Origin of the sequence: Desnuesiella massiliensis, from assembly GCF_001403615.1 — a bacterium.
GTDB lineage: Bacteria > Bacillota > Clostridia > Clostridiales > Clostridiaceae > Desnuesiella > Desnuesiella massiliensis.
The window spans coordinates 1,221,842-1,234,893 of record NZ_LN879457.1; the positions used below are offsets into that span (position 1 = coordinate 1,221,842).

Consider the following 13,052-nt stretch of genomic DNA (forward strand, 5'->3'; position numbering starts at 1 on the left):
CTTGAGAAATAAAGAAATTCTAGTTTTTTTGATGAATTTTGATGAAAATAATTTGAGTATATAATTAAAAGGAGATATAATTTATATTGTAATCATTTAACTAAAGAATAAACATATAAGACTTAGGAGGGGGCAAAATGAATTTTTTTAGAAACCTTAAAATTAGGACAAAACTTTTTTTAGCTTTTGCAGTGATGCTTGTAGTTACATCTATTGTAGGGGGATTAGGTGTTTACAGTACATACAAAATTAATCACAATGCAGAGCAGCTCTATTCAAGCAATCTTAATAGTATAGAGCATCTGTATAAAATTCAAAAGAATTTATTAAATATTGGCATGAATCTGCAAGGATTAACCTTTATGCCAAAGGATAAAGTAGATAAGCAGAAATTATTAGATGACATAGATACACTTAAGAAAGAAAATACAAATATTTTAGATAGCTATCAAAGTCTTTTAGCTAGTGATGAAGAGAGAAAAGAGTGGCAAGTTTTTCAAAAGAATGTTGCAGAATATAGAAATATTAGGGAAAAGCTAATTGAGTTTTTAAAGAGCAATAATTATGATGAAGCAGATAAAACTTGGATTGATGTAGAAAAGTCAAGACAAGAATTATTTACTTCTCTTGAGAAACTTATAAAAATGAATGAAGTAATGGCAGATAATGCTAATGGTTATAATAATAAAATGAATAAGGATTTCAATAAATTTATGTATAGCAGCATTGCATTTAGTATAGCAGTGTCGCTAATATTGAGTTATATTATTTCAAAATACATGAGTGCTTCAATAAAGAAGGGATTAATCTTTGCAGAGGCTATAGGTGAAGGTGATTTGACTAAGGAAATAGATCTTAATTCCAAAGATGAATTAGGCCAATTAGCATCAGCTTTAAATAAAGCAAAAGAGAATATGAAGGCACTTATAAAAGAGATAATGGGACAAGCTGAAGAGGTGTCTGCTTCTAGTGAGGAACTTTCTGCCACTGTGGAAGAAATTACAGCTAAAGTTGAAAATGTGAACAGTTTTACTAATGATATTGTAAGAGATACTCAAGAAGCCAGTGCTACCACTGAAGAGATTTCAGCCTCTGTAGAAGAGATAAATGCTGGAGTGAACGAGTTATCTCAAAGGGCCACAGATGGCAGTGGTGAGTCATTAGAAATCAAAAATAGAGCAGAGAAAATAAGAGACAAAGGCTTTCAATCTAAGGATATGGCTAATAAAATATACGATAGTAAGCAAGGAGATATATTAAAAGCTATTGAGGAAGGAAAAGTAGTACAAGATATAAAGATAATGGCTGATTCTATTGCCCAAATTGCAGCTCAAACTAATTTGTTAGCTTTAAACGCAGCTATTGAAGCGGCTAGAGCTGGAGAGCAAGGAAGAGGTTTTGCGGTGGTGGCAGAGGAGATAAGAAAGCTAGCAGAGCAATCGGCTGATAATGTAAAAAATATTCAAATGGTTACGGAAAAAGTTCAACAAGCCTTTAATAACATATCTACTAATTCTCAAGAGATACTAGAGTTTGTTGATAAGCGAGTTAAAGCTGACTATGACCTTCTTGTGGAAACGGGTGATAGTTATGAGAAGGACGCTATTTTTGTAAGTAGCATGTCTGAAGATATCGCTTCTATGTCTCAAGAGATAAGCGCTACCATAGATGAAGTGTCAAAGGTAGTTCAAAATATTGCTGCTTCTGCACAAACTACAGCAGTAAATTCATCTGAAATAATGAATAGCATGAATGAAACTTCACAAGCAATGCAGCAGGTAGCGAATACTGCACAAAATCAGGCACAAATTGCTGAAAGATTGAGCACACTAGTTCAAAAGTTTAAAGTATAATAAAATGAAAGGACTGTTCATAATGAAAATTTTTATATGAACAGTCTTTTATATTATTCTTCGTACTCTAAAATATAACTATTATCTTCAACTCTAAAAATCTTTTCAATATCTTCGTTAATCATAGGATCTATATTCCCTACAAAAGAAAATCTTATTGCAATGACGCAATTAGAGCTTAATATTCTTGGAGTAGGAGTTATCTGATTTTCTATATTCATACTGCTTAAATATTTATTATATTTAATAGCTCCTGAATGAGTAAAGAAAACTGCTACATATTCCATAGTTATCTTTTTGCTGATAGAATATAGCTATCTTCAGCTTCTTCTACATTAATTTTATAACCAGAATTTCTTAAGAATCGACATACATTTGTTTTAGCAGTATTATTATCAACAAGTATTTTAACTTCCTTAGGATTACTTTCTAAAGCCTGTTTTACCATTAATACTGGTTGTGGACATGACATACCTCTTGCATCAATTTGAACCAACCTTTACATCCCCTTTCAAATAAGGCTTTACATCCTTTTCTAAACTAAAATAGGATATGCATAGTACAATTAAAAATCCTACGATGACAGCAATTTTACCATTAGGGGTTGGACCACTGGCACTAGAGGCTAAACCGAAGTTATGAACAAAAGCTGCTCCTACAATCATGCCTATAACTGTGATAACAGAATCTATATTTCCTTCCCCAGAGAGTATTAATTGCCTAAGAGGGCATCCTCCTAAAAGGGTAGAAGCCCATCCAGCTAATGCCATGCCTAGAAAATTCCACAAAGCATCATTATGAGCTACAGGTTGATTAACGAAGCTAAGGTTAAATTTACCCATAATTATGTTTCCAATTAAGGAAAAAAGAAAAATTGCAATAAATCCAGAAATTAAATAGCTGTCTTTAAACATAATAATGTCTCTAATTCCGCCTACCATGCATAACCTACTTCTTTGTGCTAAGGCTCCAACAATTAATCCAGCTGCCAAAGAAATGTATATAGGCGCATGGGAGGCACCTGGGCCTTTTTTACTAAAGAATATAAAAGCTGGCGTTGCTATCAAGAGAGCAAAGAGAGCTATGTTTACCAATGGAAGCATAAAGCCTTCAAATTTAGTAACTTTGTAATTTCTCTTTAAGTTAAAATCTTTATTCAAAAATATTTGGTAGCATTGTTAAAAAATAGCTAATTTCATCATATCAAATTTAGGGATAATTGTTAAATTTTAATATACGATAGTTATTTTCTTATCTATAGAGATTATCAATAATTAAGTATATGGTGAGAATGCATACAAAAAAATTTAAACAACTGTTTGAATTTCCTATAAATAGTATTATAATACTACTTATAAGAGGGTGTAAAAAGAGTTTTAAAATATATATAAATATTATTGGGAGGATATTGAAAATGGAAAATTATATAGAACTCAGTGATGTAAAAAAAATATATAAAATGGGGGAAGTAGAGATAAAAGCTTTAGATGGAGTTACCTTTTCTATTGACAAAGGTGAATTTGTAATTATTGTAGGTCCTAGTGGAGCTGGAAAGACTACGGTGTTAAATATATTAGGAGGCATGGATTCACCAGACTATGGTAAAGTAGTTGTAGATAAAAGAGAAGTTAGTAATTATAAAGGAAGAGATCTTACTGCTTATAGAAGACATGATATAGGATTTGTATTTCAATTTTATAATTTAGTACAGAACCTTACGGCTTATGAAAATGTAGAGTTAGCCTCACAAATATGCAAGGATCCCTTGGATGCTGGAAAGGTGCTTGAAAATGTTGGACTAAAAGATAGAATGAACAATTTTCCAGCTCAGCTATCCGGTGGTGAGCAGCAAAGAGTTTCTATTGCAAGGGCTCTTGCAAAGAAACCTAAATTATTATTATGTGATGAGCCTACTGGAGCCTTAGACTATAATACTGGGAAATCCATTTTAAAGCTTCTCCAAGATACCTGCAGGGAGTTTGGAATGACAGTAATAGTTATAACGCATAACTCAGCTATTACACCAATGGCAAATAAGGTTATAAAAGTTAAAAATGGTAAAGTAGATAGTATTACTATTAACGATAACCCAATATCTGTGGAAAGGATTGAATGGTAGCAATGAAAAATGCATTTACTAAAAATATAATAAGAGAAATAATTAAATCTAAGTCTAGATTCCTTTCTATATTTGCCATAATAGCTATAGGAGTGGCTTTTTTTGCAGGGGTAAGAGCTACCAGCCCAGATATGCAGATTACCGCAGATAAATATTTAGACGAAAATAACCTAGCGGACATAAGTGTTTTGTCAAAAACCGGTTTTACTGAAGAAGATATTGAAAAAGTAAAAGAGGTTAAGGGAGTTTCTAATGTAGTGCCAGGGTATAGATTTGACGCCTTAGCCTTAAATGGAGAAAGTGAGAGAGCAGTAAAAGTACATTCCATAGCTTTAAATAAAGAGAACATTTCTATTAATAGCCCTGTACTACTAGAAGGAAGTCTGCCAACAAAGGAAGATGAATGTGTCACTGAAAAAAAATATCTTAAAGCAGAAAAGCTTAAAATTGGAGACTATGTGGAGCTTAAAACCCAAAATGGAGTTAAAAAGTTTAAAATAACTGGCATGGTTAATAGCCCCATGTATATTAATTCTTATCAGAGGGGCAATAACAGTTTAGGCAATGGAGAAACTCAGGCTTTCTTTCAGATAGGAGAAGAAGCTGCTTATGACTTGTCTATTCCTAAGATTCCTTTACCACCAAATGTGACAGCGCCTAAGGTATTTAGTGAATTATCCATAATGGTAGAGGGAGCCAAAGAAAAAAATAGTTTTCTTAAAGACTATGATAAAATAGTAGAACCTGTTAAAGACCGTATAGAGGATCTTGGAAAAGAAAGAACTTCTACAGGTTGGTATGTGTTTGGGAGAGATGCTAATATAGGTTTTAGTGGCTTTGGTGATGATGCAGATAGAATTGCTGCTATAGGTCAAGCGTTTCCGATTATATTTTTCCTTGTAGCCACATTAGTATGTCTTACTACCATGACGAGAATGGTAGAGGAGCATAGGACAGAAATAGGAACCCTTAAGGCTTTGGGCTACGGAAAACGCTATATAATACTCCAATACTTTTTATATTCTTTTACTGCAAGTATTTTAGGGAGCATTGCAGGGCTATTGATAGGATTTAGGCTCTTTCCTACGGTTATATTCACTGCTTACAAGATAATGTATGATGTGCCTGCTCTTGATACTCCCTTTAATAAAGAGCTAGCAATCATTGCTACTCTTGTGGCAGTTCTATGTACTACACTAGCAGCAATCCTTGCCTGCGCAAAAGAGTTGATAGCTGTACCTGCTACATTGATGCGACCCAAGGCTCCCAAAGCAGGGAAGAGAATTTTTATTGAAAGAATAAAATTTATTTGGAATAGAATGTCCTTCACTAGCAAGGTAACCGCTAGAAATCTTTTAAGGTATAAAAAAAGATTTTTCATGAGTATAATTGGAATAGCTGGATGCACAGCATTATTGCTCACTGGCTTTGGGCTTAAAAATTCTATTGTGCAGATAACAGAAAAGCAATTTGGTGATATTTATGCTTACAATATGAGAGGGTATTTAAATCTATTCCTTGATGAAGAAGTGGTAAAAGAATTTGTGGACAAATTAAATGACCATGATGAGGTACAAAAATCATTGATGGCTTTTGAGCAAAGAATAAAAACTGATAAAGAAAATAGTAAGAAGAATGATGTAGATGCATATATTATGGTGCCTCAAGATAAAGAATTATTTAAAGACTTTATAAAATTAAGAGACGACAAAGAGGCTATTATCTTATCTGATAATGGTGTAGTTATAACTGAAAAACTATCGAAGCTATTAAACGCAAAAAAGGGTGATAACATAAAGGTAACCCTAGGAGATAAAACTGTAGATGCTAAGATAGATGCTATAGCTGAACAATATATTGCCCATTATGTATACATGTCAAAGGCTTACTACAAAGAGTTATTTGATGAAGCTATAAAATACAACCAGTTTACAGGTATAATTAAAGATACCAGTGATGAAACGGAAAATAGTCTATCAAAATCTCTTATGAAGGATGAAAGAATAAATTCAGTAAACTTTACCACTCATATCAGTAGTGATTTTAAAAAGAATCTAGATAATATAGATTCAGCAGTAGGGGTAATGATAATTTCAGCTGCAGCCCTTGCTTTTGTGGTAATGTATAATCTTACTAATATTAATATTAATGAAAGAATAAGAGAATTAGCTACCATAAAGGTGCTAGGCTTTTACGATGGCGAGGTAGCTCAATATGTCTATAGAGAAAATGTTATCTTATCCATTATAGGAGCCCTATTTGGGCTAATTTTGGGTATTGTTATCCATAGGTATGTAATTGTTACAGCGGAGATTGATATGGTTATGTTTGTACGTAAAATCAATATGATGAGCTACATGTACTCAGCTCTGCTTACTTTAGTATTCTCAGGCTTAGTGAATTTGGTGATGTATAGAAGATTAAAGAAGATCGATATGATAGAATCACTAAAAAGTGCTGAATAGAACAGAATTTAAGAAAAAAGCGACATTGGTCGCTTTTTTTAATGCACAATTCAGAATTTACAATGCACAATCATTGTGAATTGTGCACTGTGCATTGTGAATTAAATAAAAGTTGCTTGCAATTTTATTTATTAGGTATTATCTTTTCTATAATAATATAGCCTTCCATCCTCTACAGATATATCAAGGAACCCTTCATTATATAGATAAGCTATGAAGGCAGATAAGGAACAAAAATTAATGTAGTATTGGTGTATTCCTATAGTAAGATCATTCAATAAAATCACATTTTCTAGCAATTCTTCCTTTGTTAAAGGCTGCTCTAATAATTCTAAGCATTGGTTGCAATAGTGTTTTATATTTTCAATATTCTTATCTGCCAAAGAAATAATTTCTTCCCTTGAGTACACATTAGTTCCATGGCTAACTATAAAATAATCTGCTTCTATATTTTTTATAGAATTCAGTGATTTTAATGTATCCTCAATATTATATAAATAAGGGAAAGAGTATTTATTTAAGGTATCCTCACTAAAGATACTGTCTCCTAAAAAGCAAATTCTTTCAGGGGTAATAACACCTATGGATTCAGGAGAATGACCACCTAGATTAATAATTTCTATCTTTTCATCATTTATTTTATTTGTCCCATATTCAAGAATAGTATCCACCCTGGTAGGCTTAATAGGTTTTCTTATATCTTTGAGAGCATAGGAATTAAATAATGCATTTGCCAACAGTTCTGGGTTTTCCATATATAGTTTTTCTTTCTCAGAAGCGTAAACTATGGACCCAGGATAGTTTTCTAAAAAATAATTGTTGCCTCCAAAATGATCTACATGACCATGAGTATTTATTATGTATTTTAAGTGTAGCCCATTTGAGTTTAATACTTCTTCTATTTTTCTAGCCACAGTATTATTGATCCCTGTATCAATTAATAAGCAATTTTTATTTTTAAAAATAAATACGCCTATGTTTGTAGGAGCAGGGATATAATAGCTGTTACCTTTTATCTTTATAAGTTCCATTGCATAGCACTTCCTTCGATGAATATAAATATATAGTGATTTTAACACAGAAGTTAACTATTTTCTATTTTTTTTAGTTAATAAAATAAGTACAGATAAAAAAGCTACACCTAAAAATAGGTGTAGTATAGAGGCTTATATAGCTTAATTTTTTTTAATTTTAAGAGAATATTTTTGAGCCACATCCTTTTTCATGAATATCCTCTCCATTACTATTGTTAAAGGTAAACAAAGGTGAGACTTAACTTATACATGTTCCAAAATGGAATCTTTAAGCCATTGTGGTGCATATATAAGTTAATAGTTGAATTTGTTTGCCTATATTATACATTTCACCACATATAAACAATTTTGTTGCGGAAAACACTAGGTAAAAATCTAATATATATTGACAATATTTAGATATTACAATAAAATAACATTAGATGCATTTCAAAACTAATCTAATTTAGAATAATTTCGAAAGGAATCTATGCTCTATGAAAGATAAAAATTATAGTGAATTTAATTTTATGTTTAGTAACCCTTTAGAGCTTCATTATGCTCTTATTGCTACTTCTTTAAAGGAAGATCTTTTAGAACGAATAGGAGAAAAGAATTTAAATATAGTAAAGAAAACTATAGAGACCTTGGAACAGATGACATCAAAAGTTTCAAGCTACATGAGATGGGAGTTAAATTACTTTTTTCACATTTATGTGAATAGTTGCAATGGTATGGGGCAGTCCATATTTATGGGATATTTTCATGATAACCCTCAAGTTGATAATATAGATGAATTTATTAAACTTATTGAAAAAAGTGATGAAAGCATTATGTTTTCTTATGTAGTCGAGAGTGTATTTTATGAAAATAAAAATAAGAGTATAAGAGAAATGTACAGTTGGGATGAAATCAAAGTTGATCTGAATAAAATGCTTGATGTGATAAAGCAACTGGAGTTTTATCATGAGAATATGAAAGAAAGGCTTATAGAAAGTTTAGAAAATGCAAAGGAAACAAAGCAAAGATATTGTATGCTCCTTAAACAGTTTTACGAAAAAATCTATAAGCCCTTAGAAACGGAAATATACGAACTTCTAGCTCCTTGTATTAAGCAATATGAAGATGAGTTTAAAAGAAGCCCAGAAAAATTCTCTAGAAAATACTTTGCTAAGGATGTAAATGTATTTGCACCAAAGGTTAATATTCATATAAGTTATTTTAAAGGAGTAGGCTCAGATTACTGGGCCTACTCTAAGGAAGATCTGGAGTGGATTATTTTAGGTGCTAGTACTTATAGATTAGGTCATGAGGAGTCACAGAAGGAAAGGGTTTTAGAATTTTTAAAGGCTATTTCTGATAAGCGAAGAATGACTATAATTGAACTATTGGCTGAAAAGTCTTGGTATGTAAATGAAATAGCAGAAAAAATAGGAATGAGTGCCGCCACCACTTCCTATCACCTTACAAACCTTCAGGAGCTAGGGATAGTAGACTTTGAAAGATATGATCATAGATTCTACTACTATTTGAACAAGGATAAGCTGAAGGAGCTATTTAATTTGGCCATGAAAACTTATTTGCATGAGTAAAAACTCATGCTTTTTCAAAAATATAACATTCGAAAATTATCGAAATTAATTATTTAGAAAAAATTGGGGAGGGATTATCATGAAGGAGAATAATAAAAAAAGTTGTTTGAAGGAATTGAAAGAACTAAGGCCCTTTTTAATCAACGAAAAAAAGTGGATTGTTTTAAATTGCATAGCCTCTTTTTTTGAAGGAATAATAATGCTTTACCTTAGCTATGCTACTAAGAACCTTATAGATAGGGCTTATAATAAACAGATAGAGGAATTTAAATTTTCTTTAGTTATAACAGCTTTAGTAGTGCTTATAAATATAGTAGTTGTATATATAAGTAGATATTCTTCCTTAAGGTATAAAACAGATTTTATGTGTAATTTAAGGGGTCGTGCAGTAGGGCATATGATTGATATGCCACTAGTGGCAAAAGAAAAATATACTTCAGGGGACATAATTTCAAGAATAAATAATGATATTAAAATAGTCAGCGAGCTTATAGTAGGCATATTTAGCATAGTATTAAAACCAGTAATTTTTTTAGGGGCTTTTATCTATATGTTTTCTATTAGTTGGAAGTTGCTATTAGCTAGTGTGATTTTCATTCCTTTTTCAGCTTACTTGTTTAATAAAGCTTCTAAACCTATAGAGGTTAATTCTAAAAAGATAATGGAGGATAACGGGAAAATTAATTCTTTAATTAAAGATAGCATAAATGGAGTATATATTTTAAAAGCTTTTAATTTAAAGGATATACTATTTTTAAAATATAGCAATACCTTAGATGAGATAGTAAAAAGAGGTATAAATATAGAAAAAATAAATGCAAGCTTAATTAGATTATTTATATCTTTAAGATATATACCTCAGCTTATAGTACCACTTTTTGGTGGATATTTAGCTATAAAAGGAGGTATTACTCTAGGTGAACTTTTAGCTAGTACCACACTGATTTGGTATGTATTTAAGCCAGTGGAGGCGTTTCTTGATCTTAATAAGCAGATAAGAGAAACCATGCCTTCTGTTAGGCGAGTATTAGAATTTATAAAGGAGCCTAAAGAAAATAAAGTAGCCGCTAAAGTCTCTACTGCTAAAGAGCAAGAGGTAGTAGCGAGATTTTCCAAGGTTTCCTTTGGTTATAATGAAGGGGATAAAGTTATTAAGGATTTAAGCTTTGAACTGGAGAAGGGAAAGATAACCGCTTTAGTAGGACAAAGTGGCTGTGGAAAGAGTACGGTTTTAAAAATACTATGTGACTTTTATGATAGCTATGAAGGTAAAATTGAGGTTCTAGGAAAGGATTTAAGGAAAGCAGCACCTTGGGACGTAAGAAAGAACCTAGCTTATGTATCTCAAAATATATATCTTTTTCCCACAACTATAGCAGAGAATATAGGCTATGGAAAGATTAATGCAGCTATGGAAGAGATAATAGAAGCTGCAGAAATGGCTAACGCCCATGAGTTTATAATGGCTTTACCAAATAAGTATAATACAGTAATAGGAGATGGAGAAATAAAATTGTCAGGGGGAGAACAACAGAGAATTTCCTTAGCAAGAGCTATATTAAAAGATGCTCCTATACTGCTTTTAGATGAAGCTACCTCAGCCCTTGATATGGAATCTGAAAGCTTAGTGCAAAAATCTCTTGAAAGATTTATGAAAAATCGTACTGCATTAGTAGTTGCTCATAGAATGTCTACAATAAAAAATGCAAATAAAGTATTGGTCATGAAGGATGGTACTATAATCGAAGTTGGAAGCCATGAAGAGCTTATGAAAAGAGATAGTTTTTATAAAAGCCTTTATTTAAAACAGTTCCATTGTGATAATAATGCTAGCTAGGGGGCGAAAAAGTTGATTAAAAAATTTAGAGAAAGTGAATTTATAAAAACATTGCATTTTATGAAACCTAGAATAGGTGAATATACTATAGGAGTGTTAATTGATTCTGCTCTTACTTCTATATGTTATAATATTGTGCTTGCTTTCATTATGAGGGACGTTATTAATGCTATTGCTTATAAAGATATCATGCTTATGAAAAGAGCATTTTATGTAGCTGTAGGATCCTTTTTAATTGCTTTTATATTACAGCCTATATTTAGATTCTTATATAAAGCTTGTGTTAGGAAAGCCATGGCAGAAATCAGACTTAAGACCTTTGAACACATGGAGGATTTGAAGGTAGAGAATTTTGAAAAGCACCATACTGGTGATTTAATATCAAGAATGACAAATGATGTAGATGTGATACAACAAATTTATATAAATCAAATACCTACCTTGAGTTTTGCTTTAATACACGGACTTGTAGCTATGATCTCAATGTTTATAATGGAGTGGCGTCTAGCTTTAATAGCTATAACCATTGGCTTAATATCAGTTTCCATAAGTGCTACCTTTAGTAAGTCTATAAGAAAAGCCAGTGATGAGGTACAAATACAATATGGAAGCACTACAGAAAGGCTAATTGACATTATTGACGGACTTCAAATAATAAAGATGTTTGATATTAAAGAAAAAATATATAATAAGTATAACGAAAATGATAAGCTTCTAAATCTTGCTTTGATGAAAAATGGTAGGTTAAATATCATGTTAGAGGTAATTAATAATTTCTACGGAGATTTTAAAAATATAGGACTCCTTTCCCTTGGATTATATATGTCTATTAAAGGGGGAATGGATATAGGTACTATAGCAGCCATTATACATCTTCAAGGAAATGCTAGCTTTTTATTAGAAAACATCGGCAGTTTTATTGCAGGAATTCAAGGTTCTATGTCAGGGGCATCAAGAGTAATTGAATTATTAAATAGAGAAACTGAGATAGAAAAAGAAAAAACTTATGATGAAAGTAGGAATGCTTCTCCATTGAGCATAGAAATGAAAGATGTTTATTTTAGTTATGATGATGAAAGGAAAGTATTAAATAGTATTAATATAGCGGTGAAAAAAGGAGAGAGGGCGGCATTAGTAGGTACAAGCGGAAGTGGGAAGAGTACTATTATAAAGCTTTTAATGGGATTTTATAATAAGAAGAAAGGTGAAATCTATATAAATGGAAGATCTTTAGATAACATGTCCTTAGAGAAATTAAGGAATTATATTGGTTACGTACCTCAAGATTCCTATTTATTCCATGGCACTATTGAGGAAAATATAAGATATGGCAACATGAATGCCACAAAAGAAGATATTATTGAGGCGGCTAAGGCGGCCTATGCTCATGATTTTATAATATCTCTTCCTCAGGGTTATGATACTATGGTTGGAGAAATGGGAGGAAATATTTCAGGAGGACAAAGGCAGCGTATTGCTATAGCAAGAGCATTGCTTAAAGATGCACCAATCCTTCTTTTGGATGAAGCTACTTCTTCTTTAGATTCTGAGTCAGAGCAGTTAGTTCAAAAGGCTTTAGATAGATTAATGGAAGGACGTACCACTATAGCCGTAGCCCATAGGCTTGCTACTATAAAAACAGCGGATAGAATTTATGTTTTGCAGAGTGGTGAGATTGTAGAAGAGGGTAATAATGAAGAATTATTATTGAAAGACGGTATATATAGACATCTATATGACCTTCAATTTTTGAATGAGGTTATTAGAAAGAAATAAAAAGTAGAAAATCCAGTAGAGATAATTACATTAAAAAATGTAAGACTCTGTTGGATTTTTTTACGATGCCTTATAGTCATAAAGGAAAATTGATAGTCTTTTGGTGGATTTAAGATCACATAAAAATGATATTAAATTAACAGTGAAAACCTTTGAAAATTAAAAAGCATAGATGTAATTTCTATGGCTAGTCTATTTATTGGTGAATATAAGGGATATGAAAAAATTTTTTAAAAATTTTGTGTTAAATTATTGACAATACAAAAGATATAATACATAATAGTTACTGAAGGTAGCTACTAATTACAAATTAAAAAATCTATCCTGTTTCTTTAGTTTGATTTATGGTATTATTTAGCGTAGAGATGCTTTAATTGGTTTTTTCTTTAAAGGTTAA

Annotated in this window: 10 protein-coding genes; 6 read left to right on the forward strand and 4 right to left on the reverse strand. The window is 31.5% G+C overall.

Annotated elements, in window-relative coordinates:
- Positions 1-137: 137 nt before the first annotated feature.
- The gene (locus BN2665_RS23675; RefSeq protein WP_055669555.1) at positions 138-1,853 is read left to right on the forward strand and encodes a methyl-accepting chemotaxis protein; all 1,716 of its coding nucleotides are present in this window, start codon (positions 138-140) and stop codon (positions 1,851-1,853) included.
- Between the two features lie 53 nt (positions 1,854-1,906).
- On the opposite strand, the gene BN2665_RS23680 is transcribed toward BN2665_RS23675, so the two are convergent.
- Genes BN2665_RS23680 through yedE form a run of 3 tightly spaced genes read right to left on the reverse strand, consistent with a single transcriptional unit; the run spans position 1,907 to position 3,013 of the window.
- Positions 1,907-2,140 (reverse strand): putative Se/S carrier protein, encoded by a 234-nt coding sequence (locus BN2665_RS23680; RefSeq protein WP_055669556.1) that lies wholly within the window; start codon positions 2,138-2,140, stop codon positions 1,907-1,909.
- Between the two features lie 2 nt (positions 2,141-2,142).
- Positions 2,143-2,349, reverse strand: a complete 207-nt coding sequence (locus BN2665_RS23685) for a sulfurtransferase TusA family protein (protein WP_055669557.1) — start codon at positions 2,347-2,349, stop codon at positions 2,143-2,145.
- Positions 2,336-3,013 (reverse strand): YedE family putative selenium transporter, encoded by a 678-nt coding sequence (gene yedE, locus BN2665_RS23690; protein WP_341452744.1) that lies wholly within the window; start codon positions 3,011-3,013, stop codon positions 2,336-2,338. Before yedE ends, BN2665_RS23685 begins: the two co-directional genes overlap by 14 nt.
- 254 nt (positions 3,014-3,267) lie before the next feature.
- Here yedE and BN2665_RS23695 point away from each other — a divergent pair, with 254 nt between their 5' ends.
- Both BN2665_RS23695 and BN2665_RS23700 read left to right on the forward strand, forming a co-directional pair.
- Entirely contained in the window at positions 3,268-3,972 is a 705-nt protein-coding gene (locus BN2665_RS23695; RefSeq protein WP_055669558.1) for an ABC transporter ATP-binding protein, read from the forward strand.
- On the forward strand, positions 3,966-6,437 hold the full coding sequence (locus tag BN2665_RS23700; protein ID WP_055669559.1) for an ABC transporter permease: 2,472 nt from the start codon (positions 3,966-3,968) through the stop codon (positions 6,435-6,437). The genes BN2665_RS23695 and BN2665_RS23700 overlap by 7 nt, the downstream gene beginning before the upstream one ends.
- 131 nt (positions 6,438-6,568) lie before the next feature.
- On the opposite strand, the gene BN2665_RS23705 is transcribed toward BN2665_RS23700, so the two are convergent.
- Positions 6,569-7,468 (reverse strand): MBL fold metallo-hydrolase, encoded by a 900-nt coding sequence (locus tag BN2665_RS23705; RefSeq protein WP_055669560.1) that lies wholly within the window; start codon positions 7,466-7,468, stop codon positions 6,569-6,571.
- A gap of 479 nt (positions 7,469-7,947) precedes the next feature.
- On the opposite strand from BN2665_RS23705, the gene BN2665_RS23710 reads away from it, so the two are divergent.
- The 3 genes from BN2665_RS23710 to BN2665_RS23720 all read left to right on the forward strand — a co-directional run bounded on the left by BN2665_RS23710 (position 7,948) and on the right by BN2665_RS23720 (position 12,655).
- On the forward strand, positions 7,948-9,042 hold the full coding sequence (locus BN2665_RS23710) for an ArsR/SmtB family transcription factor (protein ID WP_055669561.1): 1,095 nt from the start codon (positions 7,948-7,950) through the stop codon (positions 9,040-9,042).
- A 79-nt stretch (positions 9,043-9,121) separates the two neighbouring features.
- The gene (locus BN2665_RS23715; protein WP_055669562.1) at positions 9,122-10,879 is read left to right on the forward strand and encodes an ABC transporter ATP-binding protein; all 1,758 of its coding nucleotides are present in this window, start codon (positions 9,122-9,124) and stop codon (positions 10,877-10,879) included.
- A 12-nt stretch (positions 10,880-10,891) separates the two neighbouring features.
- On the forward strand, positions 10,892-12,655 hold the full coding sequence (locus BN2665_RS23720) for an ABC transporter ATP-binding protein (RefSeq protein ID WP_055669563.1): 1,764 nt from the start codon (positions 10,892-10,894) through the stop codon (positions 12,653-12,655).
- Positions 12,656-13,052: the final 397 nt, after the last annotated feature.

Excerpts from the sequence above, each read along its gene's own strand:
- BN2665_RS23700 (WP_055669559.1), top strand. The coding sequence starts at position 3,966 with ATGGTAGCAATGAAAAATGCATTTACTAAAAATATAATAAGAGAAATA.
- BN2665_RS23695 (WP_055669558.1), top strand. The coding sequence starts at position 3,268 with ATGGAAAATTATATAGAACTCAGTGATGTAAAAAAAATATATAAAATG.
- BN2665_RS23715 (WP_055669562.1), top strand. The coding sequence starts at position 9,122 with ATGAAGGAGAATAATAAAAAAAGTTGTTTGAAGGAATTGAAAGAACTA.
- BN2665_RS23680 (WP_055669556.1), bottom strand. The coding sequence starts at position 2,140 with ATGGAATATGTAGCAGTTTTCTTTACTCATTCAGGAGCTATTAAATAT.
- BN2665_RS23710 (WP_055669561.1), top strand. The coding sequence starts at position 7,948 with ATGAAAGATAAAAATTATAGTGAATTTAATTTTATGTTTAGTAACCCT.
- BN2665_RS23675 (WP_055669555.1), top strand. The coding sequence starts at position 138 with ATGAATTTTTTTAGAAACCTTAAAATTAGGACAAAACTTTTTTTAGCT.
- BN2665_RS23705 (WP_055669560.1), bottom strand. The coding sequence starts at position 7,468 with ATGGAACTTATAAAGATAAAAGGTAACAGCTATTATATCCCTGCTCCT.